Source organism: Caulobacter sp. GW821-FHT10E02 (assembly GCF_059415225.1).
Window position 1 is genome coordinate 202,210 of sequence record NZ_JBWKMV010000002.1, and the last position, 21,931, is coordinate 224,140.

Consider the following 21,931-nt stretch of genomic DNA (forward strand, 5'->3'; position numbering starts at 1 on the left):
AGGCCAGGTTGGCCGCTTCTTCGCTCGCAGAGACCACGCCCGCCGCGCCGCTCGCCCGCATCATCGTGACCAAGATCTTCGTGCGCGGCCTCAAGGTCGATGCCGGCATCGGCGTCTACGATCATGAACTGGGCCGCTTGCAGACCCTGATCGTCGATGTCGAGCTGGACGTGGCCGCCAGCCACTTCGAGCGGCTCAGCGACACGGTGAACTACGAGACCATCGGCGAAGCCGCGCGCGCCATCGTCGCCGAGGGGCATCTGGGCCTGGTCGAGACCTTCGCCGAGCGCCTGGCCCAGGCCTGTTTCGACGACCACCGCGTCACCCGCGCCCGGGTGCGGGTGGAAAAGCCCTCGGCCCTGGCCCCGCACGCGGCCGCCGCCGGCGTCGAGATCACCGCCGTCCGGAGCTAGGATTTGGACGTCACCCACCGCGCCCGGTTAGCCCCCTTCCAGCCCGAAACGGCCTGGACCCTGGAGGCCGGGACGCTGGTGGAGACGCGCGGCAAGGTCGAGCGCCGCTTCCCGCTGTCCAGCCTGACCCGCTACAGCCTGGCGACCGACAAGTCCGGCGGTCGTCGCCGCAGCCTGCTGCTGACCTTCGGCCGTCGCCGCCTCAGCATCGCCTCGCAGAGCTATGTCGGCCCCGGCCAGTTCGAGGATCGCCTGGCCAGCTTCTCGACCCTGGCCCGCGCCGTCGCCGCCGTCGGGGCGGACCTGGCGCCGCGCGCGAAGTTCGGCCTGGCGCGGTTCGACGCGCCCGCCGCCCTCACCTGGATGATCGGCCTGACCGCCTTCGGGGCGGCGGCGATGCTGCTGTTCTCCCTGACCGCCGGCATGGCCTCGGTCGGCGTCGACATGGCCGCGCGGATGAGCTTCGTGCTGATCCTGATGTTCGCGGTGCTGCCCTGGCTGAACCGAGGGACGCCGTTCGATCCCCACGACCCGCCGCACGACCTGCTGCCTTAAGGTCTTCCCCGCGTCGCGCGGGGCGCGAATTAAGGCTTCTTCATGACGCCACCTTCATTTGCATCCCGCGTCGATCGGCGCGACTTTGAGCCAACGACGTTCTCTTAGGCTCAAGCTCGTGCCAAATTCCGCAAGTGACCCCAACCCGACAATCGACCCCGCCGTGCCGCCGCGCCTGCAGGACGACAAGACCCTGCCCGGCGCCATCTACGCCCTCCACATCGCGGGCGTGGTGACCGGCGGCCTGACCTGCCTGATCGGGGCGATCATCGCCTATATCAGCCGCAAGGACGCGCCCGAGTGGCTGGACAGCCACTACGAGTTCCAGATCCGAACCTTCTGGCTGGCGATCGGTTTCAGCATCGTCGCCCTGCTGCTGACCCCGGTCGGGATCGGCATCGTCCTGCTGCCCGCCGTCGGCGTCTGGCTGGTCGTACGCGGCGTCGTGGGCCTGTCGAACCTCTTCAAGGGCCAGCCCTATCCCACTCCCAAGAACTGGATGATCTGAAGACCATGACCGACACCACCGCCGTCACCACGCCCGTGGCCGAAGAGGACAAGGTCCTGCCGGCCGTCGTCTATGGCCTCTACCTGCTGGGCTTCACCAACGGCCTGACCTGGATCGTCGGCCTGATCGTCGCCTATGTGAACCGCGACGCGGCCGGGCCGATCAACGAGAGCCACTTCACCTTCGCCATCCGGACCTTCTGGCTGTCGATCGCCTGGTTCGTGATCGGCGCGCTGCTGATCGCCTTCGGCATCCCGATGCTGATCGTGCTGGTCGGCCTGCCGATGATCATCGCTGGCGGCCTCATTCTGGGGGCGGTCGGCCTGTGGTTCGTGGCTCGCTGCGTGATGGGCATCTACTATCTGTCGCGCGGCGAGGCGTATCCGCGCCCGCGCGCGTGGCTGATTTAGAGGCGCCTGAGCCGCCAGGCGCCCGCTGAAGAGTCATCCGTTCGCCCCCCTTCCCCTGCCGGTTGAGACGGCTCGACGGAAGCGGGGCTGTCGGATGACTTGTGCGGCCTGGCGGTTGGACACCCCTTCCGAGGGGTATGCGTTCGGGGGGACGTGATGCTGGCGCGACTGGTTGGGATCATCTTGGGGCTGATCCTGGCGACGTCGGGATACGTGGTGGCGGGTTGGGGCTCGCTGGGGAACTGGGCCACGAATCTCGATCTCGGACCGTTCGAGCCGCATCGGCCGATCGTTGGTGTGGCGGCGGCGATGGTGGGCGGGGTGCTCATCGTCGCCGCCCTGCTGCCCCGCCGCAAACCCAAGAAGCGCAAGGCCGCGCCGATGGCCTTCGGGCTGGAGCTGCAGGAGCCCGTGGCCCAGCCGGTGGTCGCGCCGCCGCAGCCCGCGCCGGCTCCGACGCCAGTAGCCGTCGCGCCGCCCGTCATGCCGGTGGCCGCCCCGGCCCCGATCCCGCAGGCTCCGCCGCCGCCACCCAAGCCCAAGACGTTCGCCGAACTGCGCGCCCGCCTCGTCTCGCTCAGCCGCGACGAGGCCTGGAGCGAGGCCGCCCGCACCCTGATGGCCATGAAGGCTGCCGCCCATACCGACGAGGAGCAGGCGGTCGTCTATCGCGACCTCGGCGACTTCGCCCGCGCCCAGGGCCAGATGGACGACGCGGCCGAGGCCTATGACACCTCGGTCTCGTACGCTCGCCAGGTGCGCCAGACGCGCGGCAACGACGAGAGCGCCGAACTGCTGGCCGGCTCGCTGTCGGGCGTCGGCGACGTGGCCGAGGCCGAGGGCCGCCTGGACGCCGCCCTCTCGGCCTTCGAGGAGGCCCTGGCCCTGCGCCGCTCGCGCGGCGGCCGCGAAGCCGGCGACGTCGGGGCCCAGCGCGCGCTGTCGGTGAATCTGGAACGCCTGGCCGACCTGCGCGAGGACCGTGGCCACCGCATGCGGGCCCTGGACCTCTACCGCGAAAGCTACGACATCGCCGGCCGCCTCGCCGCCGCCGACCCGACCAAGTTCGGGCCGGACCTGGCGGCGACCCGCGCGCGCCTGAACGAGCTGGAAGCGAAGATCGCGACGTAAGCTTCTCCTTCTCCCCTTGCGGGAGAAGGTGTCGCCGTAGGCGACGGATGAGGGGTCGCGCCGGACGCGCCGAGAAACCCCTCACCCGACCCGCTGCGCGGGCCACCCTCTCCCGCAAGGGGAGAGGGATTTCACATCACCACGTAAACGTCGTCGCCGCGCGGGCCGGGATGCTGGCCTTGAAGCGCCGGCCGCCTTCCACGATTGCGAAGTCCACCGACGTCTTGCCAGTGTTCAGCACCAGCAGCACCCGCCCGCCGTCGCGGTTCTGGAACGCCACCGTGCGCAGATCGCCAACCTTCTCCGGCGAACCGATCCGGATCGCGCCGGGCTTCACGAAGCGGCTGGCCTGGCCGAAGGCGTAGTATTCCTGGGTGCGGGTGATCGCGCCGCTCGTGCTGTCGATCGTCACCACCGGACGGCAGTTGCCGCAGCCGCCGGCGTGGGGGCCGAACTTCTCGTCGAGGGCCAGGTTCCACATCAGGACGCCCTTCGCGCCGCGACGGGTCGTGCCGATGATCAACTGCTCGACCAGCCACGAGAAGCTGTCGTCGAACTTCGGGGCCCACTCCCCGCCCGAGCACTCGGTGAAGAACACCTCCTTGTCGGGATGGGCGGCGCGGACGGTCTCCATGGCGTCGACATTGCCGGCGTAGCAGTGCCAGGCCACACCCGACACGAAGGCCCGCGCCTTGGCGTCGGCCAGCACCGTCGTCGGTTGCTGCGGCTGGTCCCAGTTGTGGTCCCAATCCAGCGCCTTGGTCGTGATCTTCTCGCGCTTGAACACGGGGGCCAGGTTCTCGCCGAAGAACTTGGCGCGATCGACGGCCGGCCAGCGCATGCCCGGATAGTTCTCGGGCTCGAAGTCCGGCTCGTTCTGGATGCTGATGTAGTCGGTCGGCACGCCGACCTTCCTGGCGTCCTTGATGTAGCGGGCGAAGAAGTCGGCATAGACCGGATAGGCGTCGGGCTTCAGCTGGCCCTTCACCAGCGAGCCGGTGGTCTTCATCCAGGCCGGCGCGCTCCACGGCGAGGCCATGACCTTGAGGTCCGGATTGATCTTCAGGGCCGCGCGGACGGTCGGGAAGACGAACTCCTGCGGCCGCTTCAGCGAGAAGTGCTCCAGCTTCGGATCGGCCGCGCCGTTGGGGGCGTCGTCGAGGCTGTAGTGGTCCAGCGAGAAGTCCGAAGCGCCGATGGTCAGCCGGGTGAAGCTGAAGCCGAGGCCGTCCTTGCCGCGCCCGTAGAGCTCCTTCAGCAGAGCGTCGCGCTGGGCCGGGGCCAGCTTGTTCTGGATCAGCCAGGCCGAGGCGTCGGTGATCGCCGCGCCGAAGCCGACGATCGTCTGGTGGCGCTCCTTGGCGTCGACGGCGATGACCGGCAGGCCGGCGACCGCGTCGGCCGCCACGACGCCAGACGGCGCCTGGGCGGCCAGCAGCTGGCTCTTGTCGCCGGTGGTCGTCCAGCTTTGCAGCTTGGGCGCGGCGACGGCGGGGGCCGCCGCGACGAGCGCGGCGGCAGTGAGGGAGAGGGCGAGCGTGCGCATCAGGGCTTCCGCGACCAGGCCTTGAGGTTGGCCTTGCCGGTCAGGGCCATGTCCCCGGCGTGGCTGCCGACGTACAGCGGATAGCTGCCGGCCGGGATCGTCCAGCCCGGCTTGGCGACGTCGTAGTCGGCCAGCAGGCGCGGCTCGACGGTCAGGGTCACGCGCTTGGTCTGGCCGGGGGCCAGGTCGACCTTCTCGAAGCCCGCCAGGCGGACCATCGACTTGCGCTGGCCGGCCGTGACGTAGAGCTGCGGCGTGTCGGCGCCGGCGACCTTGCCGGTGTTGGTGACGTCGAAGCTGACCTTCAGGCCCGCCGCGTCCTCGACCTTGAGGTTCTTGTAGGCGAAGGCGGTGTAGGAGAGGCCGTAGCCGAACGGATAGAGCGGCTGGCGCTTCTCTTGCGCGTACCAGCGGTAACCGACGGCGGCGCCTTCCGGATATTGGACGGTGAAGCCCTTGATGCCATCGACCTTCTGGCCGGCGCGGCGGGCGTCGTCGATGGCGGCCTGCTCGGCGAAGCCCGGGGCGCTCGCGCGGGGGGCCTGGTCGGCGCTCTTCGGGAAGGTCATGGCCAGGCGGCCCGAAGGGTTCACGTCACCGAACAGCAGGCGGGCGATGGCCTGGCCGCCGCGCTGGCCGGGATACCAGGCCTGCAGCACCGCGCCGACGCGATCCAGCCACGGCATGGTCACCGGGCCGCCGGTCTCCAGCACCACGATGGAATGCTTGTTGACCGCCGCGACGGCGTCGATCAGGGCGTCCTGGTTCTCCGGCAGCACGATCGACGGCGCATCTTGCGCTTCGGTCTGCCAGTGCCAGGCGAAGACGATGGCGACGTCGGCGTCCTTGGCCGCAGCGGCGGCGACGGCCGGGTCCTTGCCGTCGACATAGATCACCTGCGCGCCCGGCGCGGCGGCCTTGATCGCTTCCAGCGGCGAGGAGGCGTGCCAGGTGACGCGGACGAACGAGGCGGCCTCGCCGCCGTTCAGCGGGATCTCGACCGGCGCGCCGCCGACCGAACGGACCTGGGACGAACCACCGCCCGAGATCACGCCGACATCGGCATGGGCGCCGATCAGCACGATCTTCTTGGCCGTCTTGGCCAGCGGCAGCAGGTTCCCGTCGTTCTTCAGCAGCACCGAGCCGCGCTCGGCCACGGCCTGGGCGACCTTGGCGTGGGCGGCGTAGTCGATCGGCTGGGCGGTCGTCGGCAGCGGATTGTCCATCAGGCCCGAGGTGATCACCCCGTGCAGGATGCGGCGGACCATGTCGTCGACCCGGGCCTGGCTGACCTCGCCCTTGGCCACGGCGGCCTTCAGGTCGTCGCCGAAGAAGATCTGGGTGTCCAGCTCCTGGCCCGACTGCTGGTCGAGACCGGCCAGGGCGCTCTTCACCGTGCTGTGCACCGCGCCCCAGTCCGACATCACGAAGCCCGGATAGTTCCAGTCGCGCTTCAGCACCTTGTTCAGCAGGAAGTCGTTCTGGCAGGCCCAGTCACTGTTGACCTTGTTGTAGGCGCACATGACCGAGGCGGGATTGCTCTTCTCGATGGCGATCTGGAAGGCCAGCAGGTCGCTTTCGCGCAGGTCGGCCTCGCCGATCTGCGCGTCCATCACGTGGCGGCCGGTCTCCTGGGCGTTCAGCGCGAAGTGCTTGATCGTCGAGATGATGTGGTTGGACTGCACGCCCTTGATCTGCTCGGCGGCCATCTCGGCGGCCAGCAGCGGGTCTTCGCCCAGATATTCGAAATTGCGGCCCGCCCACGGATCGCGGGTCAGGTTCATGCCGCCGGCCAGCAAGACGTTGAAGGTCTTGGCGCGGGCTTCCGAACCGATCATCGCGCCGCCGGCATAGGCCAGCTTCGGCTCGAAGGTGGAGGCCAGGGCCAGGCCCGACGGCAGAGCGGTGGCGACGTCGCCCTTGCGCTGCTCGACCTGGTTGGCCACGCCCAGGCTGGCGTCGCTTTCCCGCAGGGTCGGGATCTTCAGGCGCGGCACGCCCGGCACGTAGCCGGCCGAGGGGATCATGTCGGCCGGGGCCGGCTTGGTGTTGGGCGGGAAGAGCCCGTGCAGGTACGTGATCTTCTCGTCCATCGTCATCTGCTTGACGAGGGCGTCGGCGCGGGCCCAGGCGGCGTCGCCGGTGCGCGGGGCCAGCGGAGCGCTGCCCTTGGTCGGCATGACCTGGGCGACAGCGCCCGACATCGGAACGAGGGAAAGCAACGCCACGGCGGCGGTGGTCCGGCACAGGATCCGCAGGGCGGATGAAGGCTGGGCGGCGGTCGTCATGGCGTTACTCCGTGTAGGCATAGCTAAGGGGTTGGAACGGGGGCAGCCGGCAGCGGCGGGGCCAGGCAGGTCTTGGCCACGAACTCGGCGTGGCTGGGCATCACGGCCAGGCACTTGCCGATCACCGTCTGGATGTTGCGAAGGTGGGCGGCGATCGCCTCGTCCGAGTGGACGCGGACCAGCGGGTCGTAGGCGCGCGGGATGATCCCCTGGCCCAGGAACACCTGGATCCAGCTCTCCTCGGTGAAGAGCTCGTCGTCCTCGCGGAACACCCGGCCGTTGGCGCGGAAGAGGTCGATCTTCCGCTGCAGGGTCGCGGGGACTTCCATGTCGCGGCAGTAGCGCCAGAACGGCGTGTCGTCGCGCTCGGTGGCCTTGTAGTGCAGGATGATGAAGTCGCGGATGCGCTCGTATTCGAAGTCGCTTTGGCGATTGAACTCGTCGATCGTCGCCTGATCGAAGCCGGCGTCCGGCAGCAGGCGGACCATGCGGATCACGGCCGACTGGATCAGGTGCAGGCTGGTCGACTCCAGGGGCTCCATGAAGCCGCTGGCCAGGCCGATCGAGACGCAGTTCTTGTTCCAGATCTTCTTGCGCTTGCCGGTGGTGAACCGCAGGCGCATCGGGTTGGCGCGCTGGGCGCCGTCCAGATTGGCCAGCAGGACACGCTCGGCTTCGTCGTCATCGATATATTTCGACGAGTAGACGTGGCCGTTGCCCGTGCGGTGCTGCAGAGGGATGCGCCACTGCCAGCCGGCGTCATGCGCCGTCGAGCGGGTATAGGGCGTGAAGTGCTCCGAGCGCTCGGTCGGCACGGCGATGGCCCGGTCGGCGGGCAGCCAGTGGGTCCAGTCCTCGTAGCCGGTCTTCAGCGCCTGCTCGATGATCAGTCCACGGAAGCCCGAGCAGTCGACGAACAGGTCGGCGGTGATGACCTCGCCGTCCTCCATGGTCACCGACTGCACGAAGCCGTCGTCGGGCCGCAGCGTGACGTCGACGATCTTGCCCTCGCGCCGCTGGACGCCGCGCGCTTGCGCATAGGTCGACAGGTGCCTGGCGTAGAGGCCCGCGTCGAAGTGGAAGGCGTGGGCGATGTGGCCGATCGGCGACTCGCTCATGTCGGCCCGGGCGCGCAGGAACTTGTCGGTCCGCGCCATGGCGTTGTTGATCGACAGGTCGTCGAACTCCGGCGCCTGGCCCAGCTCGCGCATGCGCAGCCAGTACTGGTGGACGCGCAGCCAGCCCAGGTCCTGGCCCAGCACGCCGAAGCCGTGCAGGTAGCTGTAGCCCTTGCGCAACCAGTTGCGGAACTCGATGCCCAGCTTGAAGGAGCCCTGCGTCTTGCGCAGGAAGTCGTCCTCGTCGATGCCGAGCAGCTCGTTGAATTTCTTGATGGCGGGGATGGTGGCTTCCCCGACCCCGACGGTGCCGATCTGCTCGGACTCGATCAGGACGATCTCGTAGAGACCCTGGAACAGCCGCGACGCCAGCGCCGCCGTCATCCATCCGGCGGACCCGCCGCCGGCGATCAGTATCTTCTTGAGCGGTTGCAACCACCCGCCTCCCGTTGCTCAAAGGTCGGGGCCGCTTGCGCGGCCCCGCCTCCGTTGGTTCTTGCCTGGCGAGCCGGCCCTGCGGGGGAGCGCGGCCGGCTCAGCCTCCTGCTTAGAACCGATAGTTCACGCCGAACAGGAACTGTCGGCCGTACTTCTCGTAGGTCTCCGGCAGCGAGCCGCCGTTGGCGGTCTTGGTCCCGCCCTGGTCGAGGCCGATCCGCGTGCGGTACGGCGAGTCCGTCAGGTTGTTGACCTGCAGAAGGACGCCGAGGTTCGCCAGCGGGCCGTCCTCGAAGGTGTAGCCGATCTGGGCGTCGACCTGCTTGTCGGCCAGGATCTCGGTGAAGCCCCGCGTGGCGTACAGCTGCACCACTTCGCCCTTGAAGGACGAGCGGTAGCGCTGGCTGATCCGCGCCTGGAAGCCGCCGCGCTCGTAGTAGCCGGTGACGTTGTAGACCGTGCCCGAGAGACCCGGGATGCGGACCTCCTGCTTCGGGTCCGGGTTGTTGGTGGTGTTGAGGTTCGACTTGGTCAGCGACAGGCTGCCCTGGACGCCGAAGCCCTTCAGCAGATCGGCGAACTGGCCGAAGTCGACCGCGCCGCTGAACTCCAGGCCCTTGACCACGCCGCCCTTGCCGTTGGCCGGCAGGGTCATCTGGCCGATCGGATCGATCGTGGTGCCGGCGGTGATGTTGGAGCCCGGCGGCAGCGGGATGCCGGTGAAGTCGAACGTGCCCGTCTGCGAGTAGATGTAGGTGTCGAGCTTCTTGTAGAAGCCGGCCACCGACACGTAGGTCGCGGGGCTGACGTACCATTCGTAGGCCAGGTCGGCGGCCTTGGCTTCCCACGGACGCAGGTGCGGGTTGCCGCCCGAGGCCGACCACGGGTGCACGGTCGCGCCGGCGCCGCAGGTCTGCTTGGAGCAGACCAGCAGGTCGAAGCCCGGCGTGACGTTGGCGCGCATGTCGTCCATGCGCGGACGGGCCATGGTCTTCGACAGGGCGAAGCGCAGGCGATGGCCGCTACCCAGGTCGTAGATCAGGTTCAGGCTGGGCAGGACGTCGGTGTAGTCGTCCTTGGCGTTGATCTTGGTCGGGACGATCGGCTGGCCCGAGGCCAGGCCGTTGATCACGACGCCGCTCGATTCCTGCGACTGCTTGACCACCTGGACGCCGACGTTGCCGCGCAGGTCGCCCGTCTGGAAGTTGGCCTTGGCGAAGAAGGTCGTGACCTCTTCGGTGATGTCCCAGTTCTTGTCGTAGTAGTTGGCGTCGAGGATCGGGGACCAGTTGTAGTACTTGCGCCAGGCGTCGCCGATGTTGACGCTGAGCACGCCGCCCAAGCCCGCGAAGCCCAGCTGGGTCGGGCTGACCAGGTCGGCCGCATCCACCAGCACCTGCTGGCGACCGTTCTTCAGGAACAGGTCGTTGTCCGAGACGGTCTTGCCCTTGTTGCGCTTGGTGTAGTTCACGCCGGCGCTGACCTGGGTGATGAAGCCGTCCATCTCGTGCTCGAGGTGGACGTCGACCGCGGTGACGTCTTCCTTGACGTGCGGGAAGCGGATCGCGCCGTCGTGGCCCCAGCCGCCCCACGGGGCGTGGTCGCCCAGGCTGACCTTGCTGGCGTCGGCGTAGTTCAGGCCTTCGTCATATTGCGAGAAGCCGTCGTCGGCGACCACGAAGCCGATCTTGTCGAACGTCCGGCCCACGGTCGGCGTGGCGCCGGTGACGCCGCCCACGCCCAGGCCGTAGCCCGCGTAGGTCTCCATGATCTGCTCTTTGCGCTTGTTCGACGAGTAGGACAGGTCGGCGACCAGGCGGGTCTTGTCGTTGATCTTGTACTCGGTGTTCAGGCCGCCCGAGAACAGCTGGTCCTGGCGCGTGTTGTAGTCGTTGCGCAGCTGGAAGACGCCGTTGTTCAGCACGCCGCTGCGGGCGAACTTCGAGCCTTCCAGGTCATCGGTCTTCACCGAGGTGAACTCCGCGCCGGCGTCGGCGCCGGGGTTGGAGAACCACTGCGCGCCGCGCGTGACTTCATGCTGCTTGAAGGTCGAGTAGTAGAGGTCGGCGGTCGCGTGGAAGCGGTCGGTGGGCTCCCACTCGAAGATGCCGATGACCGCGTCGCGCTTGTTGTTGCGCGAGGTGGCGAAGACCTCCTGGCCGTTCAGCATCAGGGCGCCGTCCGAGGCGTCCGGGATGGCGCGGGCGGCGTCGGTCAGCGGGATGGCGGCGTTGGTCGTGGTCTTCAGCGGATCGAAGGCCTCGTAGCCGTAACCCTTGTAGTGCTTCACCTGCGAGGGCGAATCCAGGTGGGCGTAGCCCAGGGCCACGCCGATGGTGTCGTCGGCGAACTGGTTGATGTAGCTGGCGCTGAAGCGGCCGCCCGTGTTGCGGGAGTCGTCGTTCAGCTTCTTGCCCGAGGTCTTTTCGCCGCGAAGGTTCAGGGCCAGGACGCGCTTGCCGTATTCCAGCGGACGCACGGTGCGCAGGTCGGCGGTGCCCGACAGGCCCATGCCCGAGACCTGGGCGTCCGGCGTCTTGTAGATGACGACGCTGGACAGCAGCTCCGACGGATACTGGTCGAACTCGACGGCGCGGTTGTCGCCCGAGCTGGCCTGCTGGCGGCCGTTCAGCAGCGTGGTGGTGAAGTCGGGCGCGAGACCACGGATCGAGATGACCTGGGCGCGGCCGTTGACGCGCTGGGCCGCCAGACCCGGCAGGCGGGCGATCGATTCGGCGATCGAGACGTCCGGCAGCTTGCCGATGTCTTCGGCCGAGACGGCCTCGACGATCGAGGTCTCGTTCTTCTTGATGTTGATCGAGTTCTGGATGCCGGCGCGGATGCCGGTCACCACGATGGCGTCGACCGTGTCGTCGGCCTGCGGGGCCGGGGCCTGCTGGGCCCCCGTTTGTGCAAAGGCCGAGCCGGCCAGGGCCAGCGTGATCGCGGCCGTGGAGGCGGTGACGTAGAATTTCTGGACGGACGAACGCGCGCCGCTGTTGCGGTTTCGCATTGAGCTCTTCTCCCCTCTGAAGCCGCTCCTGCGCGAGCGACCAAACCTTTTTGTCGTGAGGCCAACCTTGGCCGTGGAAGCGCTTCCATGGAAGCGCTTCCACTAACCTCGGAGCCGACAACGTTGTCAAGATCGAAACAATTGGATTTTGGGGAGAGCCCTTGGCGGGCGGCTAGTGCGCGGCGGTGGTCTGCCGACAGACGACCGCGTGCTCCAGCTGCTGGAACACCGGTCCGGGCGTGGTGTTGGTCCCGTTCAGCCGGGCCACCAGCATCTCGACGGCGCGCTGGCCCAGCACCTTCACCGGCTGGTGCACCGTGGTCAGGGGCGGCCAGACGATGGCCGCGACGGGGGCGTCATCAAAGCCGGTGATCGAGAGGTCGCGCGGAATGCTGAGGCCGCGCGCATGGGCGGCCGACAGCGCGCCGGCGGCCATGTCGTCATTGGCGCAGACCAGGGCGCTGGGCTTCAGCGGATGGTCCAGCAGGCCCGGCGCCAGGTGCGTGCCCGAGCGGAAGGTGAAGTCGCCGCGCACCATGGTCCAGGCGTCGTCGCCCAGGCCCTGCTCGGCCAGGGCGCGCTCGAAGCCCTTCATCCGGCGGTCGGCCGAAAGGTGGCCCTCCAGTCCGGCGATGAAGCCGAAGCGGCGATGGCCCAGGCGCAGCAGCTCGCGCGCCATGTCGTAACCGCCGGCCTCGTCGTCGACGCCGACGCCGTCAGCGATGCCGCGCCCCGGCCCGCCCGGCGACACCGTCACCACCTTGCAGCCCTGGGCCAGGGCCGCCTGGATCAGCGAGACATCGTCGCTATAGGGCGGCGACAGGATCAGGCCCTCGCAGCGCTGGCTGGTGATCAGGTCCAGCACCCGCTTCTCGCGGTCCGGCGTCTGCTGCGGGACGTTCTGGACCAGCACCTGGTAGCCCAGGGTCAGGCAGGCGCGCAGGGCCCCCAGCTCCAGGGCGGATTCGTAATAGGAGTTCGGATCGTTCTCGAGGTCCGAGGCGAAGACGAAGGCCAGTAGCCGGCTGGCGCCGCCCGCCAGGCTGCGGGCCTGCGGATTGACCTTGTAGTCCAGCTGCTCGATGGCCTGCATGACCCGGGCCCGGACCTCGTCGCGGACATTGGGCCCGCCGTTCAGCACTCGAGACACCGTCACGCGCGCCACGCCCGATACGCGGGCGACGTCGTCGATGGTCGGTCTCTTGCCGGTCAATGCACACTCCACTGGATGCCGGAACATGTCGGGGATGACCCGATCGCACAAGCGATACGAGCACCCAAGGCAAAGGTTCGCATCCAATGGTTCGCACGAGATGGCCTAGCCGATCAACTAAATTGGCCTGACCAAATATCAAAAAGACACCAAGCCAATCCGGATGGAGGCGATCTTAAGCGAGCCCGCCTCCATCCGGTCGATCAGCGGGCGACCTTGCGGTCCAGGAAGTCGCGGATCAGCGGGGCGATCTCGTCCAGCTTGTCCTCCAAGGCGAAGTGGCCGGTGTCGAGGAGGTGCACCTCGGCGTCGGGCAGGTCGCGCTTGTAGGGAACGGCGCCCTCGGCCGGGAAGATCTGGTCGTTCTTGCCCCACACAACCAGGGTCGGCGGCTTGCGGTCGCGGAAGAACTGCTGGAATTGCGGGTAGAGCGGCACGTTGGTGCGGTAGTCGTAGAACAGGTCCAGCTGGATGTCCTTGTTGCCCGGGCGGTCCAGCAGGGCCTGGTCGTGGACCCAGTTGTCGGGGCTGATCCTGCTCAGATCCTTGATACCGTCCGTATACTGAAATTTCGTCGTATCCAGGGTCAGGACGCCGGCCAGCGCTTCGCGGTGCGCGGCCGAACCGTCGGCCCAATAGGCCTTGATCGGGTTCCAGAACTCGCGGAGGCCTTCTTCGTAGGCGTTGCCGTTCTGGACGATCAGGCCGCTGACCCGCTCGGGGTGCTTGATGGCCAGGCGGTAGCCGACCGGGGCGCCGTAGTCCATCACGTAGAGGGCGTAGCGCTTGGCCCCCAGCTGGCTCAGCAGGGTGTCGGTCATGTCGGCGAAGTGGCCGAAGCTGTATTCGAACTTGGTGTGGTCCGGCGCGTCGCTCTGGCCAAAGCCCGGATAGTCGGGGGCGATCACATGGTACTTGTCGGCCAGCAGCGGGATCAGGTTGCGGAACATGTGCGACGAGGTCGGGAAGCCGTGCAGCAGCACGACCACCGGGGCGTCGGCCGGGCCGGCCTCGCGATAGAACATCTTCACGCCGTCGATGGTGGCGGTGCGGTAGTGGACCACCGGCGGGGCGACGCTCACGGCGGCGGCCGGGGCCTTGGGCGCGGCCATCGCGGGTGTCATCGGGGCCAGGGCGGCGGTGGCCAGCAGGACCGAAACGAGCAGGCTTTTCATGGCGGATCTCCTCTGAGCGAGGCCGACCCGGTGTTCGCCGTCGCCTCATGACGAGGAAGATATTGCTGCGCTGGATTTCTTGAATTGGCGCAATGTGGAAGGGATTATTTCATTCCGCGCAATAGATCGGCGACGACGCCATGGAAGCCGCCTCGGCCTCGTGAGCGCGCGCCCGATCCTCGGCAAACCCTTGCTCCACAAGTTTTTGCGACACGCGTCCCTCAGCGCCGCGCCCTGAACGCATACCCAATCTTCAATTATTCATCATCCGGCCAACCAGCTATGACACCGGCGGACAAACCCATCTCGCCTATGCGAAATTGATAGATCCACTCTATCCTGCGAAGTGTTTTTATCAATTTGATCGATCGCGAGTCGGGCCGGTAAGAGCGGGCATCCTTTCCAACCGGAGCGCCTCATGTCGCTGATCAACACCGAGATCAAACCCTTCACCGCCCAGGCCTACAAGGACGGCAAGTTCGTCACGGTCAGCGAAGCCGATACGAAGGGCAAGTGGTCGGTCTTCTTCTTCTACCCCGCCGACTTCACCTTCGTCTGCCCGACGGAGCTGGAAGACCTGGCCGACAACTACGACGTCTTCACCCGTCTGGGCGTCGAGATCTATTCGGTGTCGACCGACACGCACTTCTCGCACAAGGCCTGGCACGACAGCTCGCCAGCGATCGGCAAGATCAAGTACACGATGATCGGCGACCCGTCGGGTGACGTGACCAACAACTTCGAGATCATGCGTCCGGGCGTCGGCCTGGCCGACCGCGGCACCTTCCTGGTCGACCCGCAAGGTGTGATCCAGTTCATGGAAGTCACCGCCGAAGGCATCGGCCGCAACGCCATCGAGCTGCTGCGCAAGATCAAGGCCGCCCAGTACGTGGCCAGCCACCCGGGCGAAGTCTGCCCGGCCAAGTGGGAAGAGGGTGAAAAGACCCTCGCCCCGTCGCTGGACCTGGTCGGCAAGATCTAAGGTCTATCGACCCTGGCCGCCGCCCTGCTCCAGCCCGAGCGGGGCGGCGCGCCTCTCTATCTTTTCCGAAAAATCCGCCGCGCCCACGCCTGTGGACGCCCCTCCTCTCCCCCTTAGCTTTTTGGGAGCGCGCCTCATGCTGGACGCCGGTCTGAAGACCCAGTTGACCACCTATCTGCAGAACCTGCGCCAGCCGATCGAACTGGTCGCCTCCCTCGACGAGAGCGCCGGGGCGCAGGAGATGAAGGCCCTGCTGGAAGACGTCGTGTCGACGTCGGACAAGGTCAGCCTGAACCTGTCGGGCGACAACGCCCGCAAGCCCTCCTTCGCCATCACGCGCGCCTCGGGCGATGCGGATGTGCGTTTCGCCGGCCTGCCCCTGGGCCACGAATTCACCTCGCTCGTGCTGGCCCTGCTGCATGTCGGCGGCCACCCGCCGCGCATCGACGCCGAGGTCATCGAGCGGATCAAGGCGCTGGACGGCGACTACCGCTTCGAGACCTACTTCTCGCAGTCCTGCCAGAACTGCCCCGACGTGGTGCAGGCGCTGAACACCATGAGCGCCCTGAACCCGCGCATCAGCCACGTCGCCATCGACGGCGCCCTCTTCAAGGAAGAGGTCGAAGCCCGCCAGGTCATGGCCGTGCCGACCATCCTGCTGAACGGCGAAGCCTTCGGCCAGGGCCGCATGGACGTCGAGCAGATCCTGGCCAAGCTGGACACCGGCGCCGGCGACCGCGCGGCCGAGAAGATCAAGACCAAGGACGCCTTCGAAGTCCTCGTCATCGGCGGCGGCCCGGCCGGCGCGGCCGCGGCGGTCTACGCCGCCCGCAAGGGTATCCGGACTGGCGTCGCGGCCGAGCGCTTCGGCGGCCAGGTGCTGGACACCATGGCCATCGAGAACTTCATCTCGGTCCCCCACACCGAGGGCCCGAAGATGGCCTCGGCGCTGGAGCAGCACGTCAAGGAATACGACGTCGACATCATGAACCTGCAGAAGGCCGTCGGTCTGGTCCCGGCCAAGACCCCGGGCGGCCTGATCGAGGTCAAGCTGGAGAACGGCGCCAGCCTGAAGTCGCGCACCGTCATCCTGTCGACCGGCGCCCGCTGGCGGAACGTCAACGTCCCCGGTGAAGCCGAGTACCGCAACAAGGGCGTGGCCTACTGCCCGCACTGCGACGGCCCGCTGTTCAAGGGCAAGCGCGTGGCGGTGATCGGCGGCGGCAACAGCGGCGTCGAGGCGGCCATCGACCTGGCCGGCCTGGTCGCCCACGTGACGCTGATCGAGTTCGACAGCCAGCTGCGCGCCGACGCCGTCCTGCAACGCAAGCTGGCCAGCCTGCCGAACGTCAAGATCGTCACCTCGGCCATGACCACCGAGATCCATGGCGAGAACGGCAAGGTCTCGGCCCTGTCGTACAAGGACCGCAACCACGACAGCGTCCACCGCGTGGACCTGGAAGGCGTCTTCGTCCAGATCGGCCTGGTGCCCAACACCGAGTGGCTGAAGGACAGCGGCGTCGCCCTGACCAACCGCGGCGAGATCGAGGTCGACTATCGCGGCGAGACCTCGCTGCCCGGCGTCTTCGCCGCCGGCGACGCGACGGTGACGCCCTACAAGCAGATCATCATCGCCATGGGCGAAGGCGCCAAGGCCTCGCTCTCGGCCTTCGACTACATGATCCGCCAGGTCCCGGCGAACGAGGAGGCGGAGGCGGCTTAAGGCCCCTTCCCCTTCGCGAGTTCGAAATCAGGCCGTCCGGGAGCGATCCCGGGCGGCCTTTTCGTTGTGCGCTTGACGCCTGCCGATTCTCGCAACATATAAAGTTACATGAGAAGGAACAGCCAGCTTTCCGGCGTACTGCACGTGTTGCTGCACATGGCCGAGCACGATCGCCCCTCCACGTCCGAGGACCTGGCCAAGGCCATGACCACCAATCCGGTGGTGGTCCGGCGCATCCTCGGCGGCCTGCGCGACGCGGGACTCGTGGCGTCCGAGAAGGGCCACGGCGGCGGCTGGGTCATCGCCCGGCCGCTGAGCGAAATCACGATGTTGCAGGTGCACGAGGCCCTGGGCTCGGCCGAGCTGCTGGCGATCGGCAACCGCACCGAGGCCCCTCAGTGCCTGGTCGAGCAGGCGGTCAACAACGCCCTGGGCGCGGTGTTCGACCAGGCCGAGGCCGTGCTGCGGGCCGGCTTCGGCGCGGTGACGCTGGCCATGCTCAGACAGGATTTCCACGCTGGCATGGTCGCGCGCGGCCAGGAGACGCCCCATGCGCACTGAAGACGGTTCAAAACAGTTCCTGGCCGCCTTCTCGGACCCCGAGGCGGTCGCCAAATACGCCGACGGCCCGCGCCGCTTCGTGCCGGGGCTGGAGGCCATGCACCAGATGTGCGGCCTGCTGCTGGCCGAGCGCGCGCCGGACAACGCTCGGGTGCTGGTGGTCGGCGCGGGCGGCGGACTGGAGCTGAAGGCCCTGGCGACGGCGCATCCGGGCTGGACCTTCGTCGGCGTCGATCCGGCCGGCGAGATGCTGCGCCAGGCTGAACGGACCCTGGGCCCGCTGATGGACCGGGTGGAGCTGGTCGAGGGCTATGTCGAGGACGTCGCCGTCGACGGCTTCGACGCGGCCACGTGCCTGCTGACCCTGCACTTCCTGCAACACGCCGAGCGTGTCGACACCGCCGCCGCCATCCGCGCGCGCCTGAAGCCCGGCGCGCCGTTCGTCGCCGCTCATGGCAGCTTCCCGCAAGGCGCGGGCGAGCGCGACCTCTGGCTGGACCGCTACGCCGCCTTCGCCATCTCGCAGGGCGTCGAGGCCGACAAGGCCCTGGGCGCCCGCTCGGCCGTGGCCAGCATGGCGGCCATGATCGCTCCCGAGGAAGATGAAGCCATCCTGCGTGAGGCGGGCTTCCACGACGTGGCGATGTTCTGGGCCGCCTTCACCTGGCGCGGCTGGGTGGCGTACGCGTAGCCCAAGAAAAACGCCGCCCGGATCGCTCCGGGCGGCGTCATCATTTCTAGCGACGGACGCGGGCTCAGGCCGGCGTCAGTTCCTCGTTGCGAACCAGCGCCGCGTAGGTGTCCATCAGGTCCAGCGACAGCTTGCCGGGCGTGAACTTGAACTCGCCGATCTCCGAGACCGGGGTCACCTCGGCGGCGGTGCCGACGATGAAGCACTCGGTGAAGGTCGAGAGCTCTTCCTTCTGGATGTGGCGCTCGATGATCTCGACGCCCTTGCCGCGCGCGATGTCGATCACCGTGCGGCGGGTGATCCCGTCCAGGAAGCAGTCGGGCTTGGGCGTGTGCAGCGCGCCGTCCTTGACGAAAAACACATTCGCGCCCGTGGCTTCGGCCACATAGCCGCGATAGTCGAGCATCATCGCGTCGGCATAGCCGTCCTTCTCGGCGGCGTGCTTGGAGATGGTGCAGATCATGTACAGGCCGGCGGCCTTGGCCGCGACCGGGGCGGTCTTGGGGTCCGGACGCTGGTACTTGGCCCAGGTCAGGCGGATGCCCTTGGCCTTGGTGGCCGGGTCGAAGTAGCTCGGCCAGTCCCACACGGCGATGGCGACATGGATCTTGGTCTGCTGCGCCGAAACACCGATCATTTCGCTGCCGCGCCAGGCGATCGGACGGACATAACAATCCTTGAGGCCATTCTTGGCCGCGGTCGCCTTGCAGGCCTCGTCGATCTCAGCCACCGTGTAGGGGATCTTGAAATCGAGGATCTCGGCCGACTTGAACAGGCGCTCGGTGTGCTCGGTGAGCTTGAAAATCTCGCCGCCGTACATCCGCTCGCCCTCGAAGACGGACGAGGCGTAATGCAGGCCGTGGGTCAGTACGTGCACCTTCGCTTCGCGCCAAGGAACGAACTGGCCGTCCAGCCAGATCCAACCGTCACGATCGTCGAAGGGAACCAGAGACATCGGCCCAAGACCTCCTTATTTGGGAACCCGGCCCTTAGACGCTCCGAGGGCCAACGCGTCAAATAAAATGGACTCCATGCGATGATAGCCCCGCTGCAGCCCGGTTCGGACGATCCCCGTCTGATCCTCCGCGAGGAGGAGCTGGACGGCGGGCTGGAGCTGATCCTGCTGGCCGAGGCCTCGCTGTGGGCCGCCGTCGACGCGGCGCTGGAGGCCGAGACCCTGGGCCTGGGCCGTTCGCACTGGCGCGCGGCGTTCCTGCTGCGCCGCCGGCCGGGCATCGGGGTGCAGGACCTGTCGAAGCTGACCAGCCTCTCCAAACAGGCCGCCAGCCGCACCCTGGCTGACCTGCAGAAGGCCGGGCTGGTCGAGCGCGGCTCGGGCGATCTCGATGGCCGCCGGCGTCCGGCGTCCCTGACCTCCGAGGGCGTTGCCTTCGAGCAGCGCACGGCCGAGCGGCTGCGGGCGCTGCTGGCCCGGGCCTATCGCACCGGCGGGCTGGACGGCGTGGCCGGCGCCCGGCGCATCCTGGCGGCGCTGGCGGGACCTCGACAAGGGGTCGGCGCCGCGCGGCGCCAAACCTGATAGAGTTTCGCCATGACTCCTGAAGAGCGCCGCGAACGTCATATCCTGGTCGTCGACGACGACGACCGCCTGCGCAAGCTGATCAAGGAATTCCTGACCCGCGCCGGCTTCCGGGTCACCGCCGCCGCCGATGCGGCCGGGGCCGACCGCCTGTTCGGCGCGCTGGACTTCGACCTGATGGTGCTGGACGTGATGATGCCGGGCGAGGACGGCATGGCCTTCACCAAGCGCCTGCGGTCCAAGGGCGGCGAGAGCGGCCGCACGCCGATCCTGATGCTGACCGCCCGCGACCAGACCGCCGACCGCATCGAGGGCCTGTCCAGCGGCGTCGACGACTATCTGGGCAAGCCGTTCGAACCGCAGGAACTCTTGCTGCGCATCGAGGCCATCCTGCGCCGCTCGGCCGCCCGGCCGGTGGGTCCCAAGGCGCTGGTCTTCGGCCGGTGCAGCTTCGAGTCCGATCGCGGCGAACTGACCTGCGACGGCGAGGTGATCCGCCTGACCGAGGCCGAGGTCACCCTGCTGCGCCGCCTGGCCCGTTCGGCCCACGAGCCCGTCGACCGCCTGGAGCTGGCCCGCGACACCGCCGACGCCACCGGCCGGGCGGTGGACGTCCAGGTCACCCGCCTGCGCCGCAAGATCGAGCCCGACCCGAAGAACCCGCGCTATCTGCAGACCGTGCGCGGCATCGGCTACCGGCTGGCGCCGGACTGATCGACGTATGCGTCTCCGGACCAAGCTCTACATCCCGCTGTTCATCAAGCGGTGGCTGCCGACCACTCTGTTCGGGCGCAGCCTGCTGATCATCGTGCTGCCGGTGGCGGTGATGCAGATCGCCGTGACCTGGGCCTTCTTCGACGCCCACTGGCAGAGCGTGACCAGCAAGCTGTCCGAGGGCCTGGCCGGCGACATCGCCTGGGCCGTGCAGTCCTACGAGGACGATCCCAGCCCCGCCGCCATCGACAAGCTGGCCAAGCGGGCCGAGGATTCGATGTCGCTGTCGATCGCCTTCCAGAAGGGCAAGACGCTGCCGACCGGCCACCGGCCCTCGCTGTTCGCGGCCCTGGACCGCTCGCTGGACAAGGCGCTGGACGACCGGCTCGACAACCGGTTCTGGTTCGATACCACCCGCTACACGGCCTATATCGACATCCGCGTGCAGGTGAAGGGCGGGGTCCTGCAGATCTACGCCCTGCGCGACCGGGCCTACGCCACCCAGGGCCACATCTTCATCCTGTGGATGGTGGTGGCGACCATGCTGCTGACCGGGATCGCCATTCTGTTCATCCGCAACCAGGTCCGCGCCATCGAGCGCCTGGCCGACGCCGCCGACGCCTTCGGCCGGGGCGAGGACCACGACTTCAAGCCGCACGGCGCGCGCGAGGTCCGCCAGGCGGCGACGGCCTTCATGGCCATGAAGGCCCGCATCGTCCGCCACATCGAGCAGCGCACGGCCCTGCTGGCCAGCGTCAGCCACGACCTGCGCACGCCGCTGACCCGCCTGAAGCTGGAAATGGCCATGTCCGAGCCCAGCGAACAGCTGGAGGCCATGAAGGGCGACCTCTCCGAGATGGAGCACATGATCGACGAGTACCTGGCCTTCGCCCGTGGCGAAGGCGGGGAGACCGCCCAGGTCGTCGATCTCTCCGAACTGGTCGAGGGCGTGGTCGCCGACGCCGAGCGCGGCGGCGCGATGGTCGAGACCGAGATCACGCGGGACCTGGAAGCGCGGCTGCGGCCGCTGGCCTTCCGGCGGGCGCTGGCCAACCTGATCGACAACGGCGTGGCCCATGCGAACCGGGTGAAGGTGACGGCGACGGCGCGGCTGACGGGCGGCGTCGAGGTGGCGGTCGACGACGACGGCCCGGGCATCCCCGAGGATCGCTACGAGGAGGCCTTCAAGCCGTTCTCGCGGCTGGACGAGAGCCGGAACCAGAACGAGAAGGGCGTCGGCCTGGGCCTGGCCATCGCGCGGGACATGGCGCGCGGACTGGGGGGCGACCTGGTGCTGTCGCGGTCGATGATGGGGGGCTTGAGAGCCTCGATCCGGCTGCCGGGTTAGAAGCCGGCCCCGATCTTCCCGAGCCGGTCGGCCATCTGCTTCAGGCGCTTATCGAGTTCCGCCATCGTGCGGTTCAGCGCGCCTTCGTCGTCGCGCCAGACCTGGACCACGCGCGCCCAGACGGCGGTCATGGCGGCAAGGCGCGGGGCGGTGGCTTCGATGCCGGCGGCTTCCAGGACGGCGCGGGCGATGCGGGGGAAGCGGGTCGCCGAGATGATGACGCCCTCGGACTTGGCGATGGCGATCAGGGCGGCGCGGTGGGGCTCCATGGCTTCCAGGCGGGCCATGGCGGCGTCGAACAGGCGGTCGTGGACGTCGGCGGTCTCGGCATAGTCGACGCCCAGCGCGGCGCGGTCGAAGCGCGCCGAGAGGTGGGCCAGCACCGCATGCTTGCTGTCGGCCAGGCCGTAGAGCTCGGCGAACGGCACCTCGGCCTTCACGGCGATGTCGCGCAGGGCGATGGCCGGCCAGGGCTTGTCGGCGGCCAGGGAAAGCGCGGCGGCGGCGGCGCGGTCGAGGATGTCGTCGCTTGCAGTGATGGGGGCGGTCATGGGAGTCATGTGG

General features: G+C 68.2%; 20 protein-coding genes and 1 pseudogene. 13 read left to right on the forward strand and 8 right to left on the reverse strand.

All coding sequences use genetic code 11. The features are described from left to right. The first annotated feature begins 8 nt into the window (after window positions 1-8). The 6 genes and pseudogenes from folB to AC07NI_RS10755 all read left to right on the forward strand — a co-directional run bounded on the left by folB (window position 9) and on the right by AC07NI_RS10755 (window position 3,164). The gene (gene folB / locus AC07NI_RS10730; RefSeq protein ID WP_494618798.1) at window positions 9-413 is read left to right on the forward strand and encodes a dihydroneopterin aldolase; all 405 of its coding nucleotides are present in this window, start codon (window positions 9-11) and stop codon (window positions 411-413) included. 3 nt (window positions 414-416) lie between these two features. After that, window positions 417-968, forward strand: coding sequence for a hypothetical protein (locus AC07NI_RS10735; RefSeq protein WP_494618799.1), 552 nt, complete (start codon window positions 417-419; stop codon window positions 966-968). A gap of 118 nt (window positions 969-1,086) precedes the next feature. Next, window positions 1,087-1,476 (forward strand): DUF4870 family protein, encoded by a 390-nt coding sequence (locus AC07NI_RS10740; protein WP_494618800.1) that lies wholly within the window; start codon window positions 1,087-1,089, stop codon window positions 1,474-1,476. A gap of 5 nt (window positions 1,477-1,481) precedes the next feature. Further along, the gene (locus AC07NI_RS10745) at window positions 1,482-1,886 is read left to right on the forward strand and encodes a DUF4870 family protein (RefSeq protein ID WP_494618801.1); all 405 of its coding nucleotides are present in this window, start codon (window positions 1,482-1,484) and stop codon (window positions 1,884-1,886) included. A gap of 156 nt (window positions 1,887-2,042) precedes the next feature. Beyond that, entirely contained in the window at window positions 2,043-3,017 is a 975-nt protein-coding gene (locus tag AC07NI_RS10750; RefSeq protein ID WP_494618802.1) for a tetratricopeptide repeat protein, read from the forward strand. 16 nt (window positions 3,018-3,033) lie between these two features. Beyond that, a pseudogene (locus AC07NI_RS10755) lies at window positions 3,034-3,164 on the forward strand (hypothetical protein). Here AC07NI_RS10755 and AC07NI_RS10760 read toward each other — a convergent pair. The 6 genes from AC07NI_RS10760 to AC07NI_RS10785 all read right to left on the reverse strand — a co-directional run bounded on the left by AC07NI_RS10760 (window position 3,154) and on the right by AC07NI_RS10785 (window position 13,808). Beyond that, window positions 3,154-4,563, reverse strand: coding sequence for a glycoside hydrolase family 30 protein (locus AC07NI_RS10760; protein WP_494618803.1), 1,410 nt, complete (start codon window positions 4,561-4,563; stop codon window positions 3,154-3,156). The pseudogene AC07NI_RS10755 and the gene AC07NI_RS10760 sit on opposite strands and share 11 nt — an antisense overlap. Next, entirely contained in the window at window positions 4,563-6,851 is a 2,289-nt protein-coding gene (locus tag AC07NI_RS10765) for a beta-glucosidase family protein (protein ID WP_494618804.1), read from the reverse strand. Before AC07NI_RS10765 ends, AC07NI_RS10760 begins: the two co-directional genes overlap by 1 nt. A 23-nt stretch (window positions 6,852-6,874) precedes the next feature. Then, a complete protein-coding gene (locus AC07NI_RS10770) occupies window positions 6,875-8,404 on the reverse strand; it encodes a tryptophan halogenase family protein (RefSeq protein ID WP_494618805.1) in 1,530 nt (509 codons plus the stop codon). A 112-nt stretch (window positions 8,405-8,516) separates the two neighbouring features. Then, the gene (locus AC07NI_RS10775) at window positions 8,517-11,420 is read right to left on the reverse strand and encodes a TonB-dependent receptor (protein ID WP_494618806.1); all 2,904 of its coding nucleotides are present in this window, start codon (window positions 11,418-11,420) and stop codon (window positions 8,517-8,519) included. A 172-nt stretch (window positions 11,421-11,592) separates the two neighbouring features. Beyond that, on the reverse strand, window positions 11,593-12,633 hold the full coding sequence (locus tag AC07NI_RS10780; RefSeq protein WP_494618807.1) for a LacI family DNA-binding transcriptional regulator: 1,041 nt from the start codon (window positions 12,631-12,633) through the stop codon (window positions 11,593-11,595). A gap of 203 nt (window positions 12,634-12,836) precedes the next feature. Next, complete coding sequence (locus tag AC07NI_RS10785; RefSeq protein ID WP_494618808.1) at window positions 12,837-13,808, reverse strand: alpha/beta fold hydrolase; 972 nt, start codon at window positions 13,806-13,808, stop codon at window positions 12,837-12,839. A 418-nt stretch (window positions 13,809-14,226) separates the two neighbouring features. Between AC07NI_RS10785 and ahpC the strand changes: the two genes are divergently transcribed. From ahpC to AC07NI_RS10805, 4 genes are all read left to right on the forward strand, one after another. After that, the gene (gene ahpC, locus AC07NI_RS10790; RefSeq protein WP_494618809.1) at window positions 14,227-14,790 is read left to right on the forward strand and encodes an alkyl hydroperoxide reductase subunit C; all 564 of its coding nucleotides are present in this window, start codon (window positions 14,227-14,229) and stop codon (window positions 14,788-14,790) included. Between the two features lie 136 nt (window positions 14,791-14,926). Then, a complete protein-coding gene (gene ahpF, locus AC07NI_RS10795) occupies window positions 14,927-16,513 on the forward strand; it encodes an alkyl hydroperoxide reductase subunit F (RefSeq protein ID WP_494618810.1) in 1,587 nt (528 codons plus the stop codon). A 108-nt stretch (window positions 16,514-16,621) separates the two neighbouring features. Beyond that, window positions 16,622-17,074, forward strand: coding sequence for an RrF2 family transcriptional regulator (locus tag AC07NI_RS10800; RefSeq protein ID WP_494618811.1), 453 nt, complete (start codon window positions 16,622-16,624; stop codon window positions 17,072-17,074). Next, window positions 17,064-17,765, forward strand: coding sequence for a class I SAM-dependent methyltransferase (locus tag AC07NI_RS10805; protein ID WP_494618812.1), 702 nt, complete (start codon window positions 17,064-17,066; stop codon window positions 17,763-17,765). Before AC07NI_RS10800 ends, AC07NI_RS10805 begins: the two co-directional genes overlap by 11 nt. A 64-nt stretch (window positions 17,766-17,829) precedes the next feature. Here AC07NI_RS10805 and AC07NI_RS10810 read toward each other — a convergent pair whose 3' ends face one another. Continuing rightward, window positions 17,830-18,720 carry a branched-chain amino acid aminotransferase gene (locus tag AC07NI_RS10810; protein ID WP_494618813.1) on the reverse strand — a complete coding sequence of 297 codons (891 nt, stop codon included), beginning with the start codon at window positions 18,718-18,720 and terminating at the stop codon, window positions 17,830-17,832. Between the two features lie 81 nt (window positions 18,721-18,801). Here AC07NI_RS10810 and AC07NI_RS10815 point away from each other — a divergent pair, with 81 nt between their 5' ends. Genes AC07NI_RS10815 through AC07NI_RS10825 form a run of 3 tightly spaced genes read left to right on the forward strand, consistent with a single transcriptional unit; the run spans window position 18,802 to window position 21,367 of the window. After that, window positions 18,802-19,305, forward strand: a complete 504-nt coding sequence (locus AC07NI_RS10815; RefSeq protein ID WP_494618814.1) for a MarR family winged helix-turn-helix transcriptional regulator — start codon at window positions 18,802-18,804, stop codon at window positions 19,303-19,305. Between the two features lie 12 nt (window positions 19,306-19,317). Then, on the forward strand, window positions 19,318-20,019 hold the full coding sequence (locus AC07NI_RS10820; RefSeq protein WP_494618815.1) for a response regulator: 702 nt from the start codon (window positions 19,318-19,320) through the stop codon (window positions 20,017-20,019). A gap of 7 nt (window positions 20,020-20,026) precedes the next feature. Beyond that, entirely contained in the window at window positions 20,027-21,367 is a 1,341-nt protein-coding gene (locus tag AC07NI_RS10825) for an ATP-binding protein (RefSeq protein ID WP_494618816.1), read from the forward strand. On the opposite strand, the gene AC07NI_RS10830 is transcribed toward AC07NI_RS10825, so the two are convergent. Then, window positions 21,364-21,918, reverse strand: a complete 555-nt coding sequence (locus tag AC07NI_RS10830; protein WP_494618817.1) for a TetR family transcriptional regulator — start codon at window positions 21,916-21,918, stop codon at window positions 21,364-21,366. The two genes, AC07NI_RS10825 and AC07NI_RS10830, sit on opposite strands and share 4 nt — an antisense overlap. Window positions 21,919-21,931: the final 13 nt, after the last annotated feature.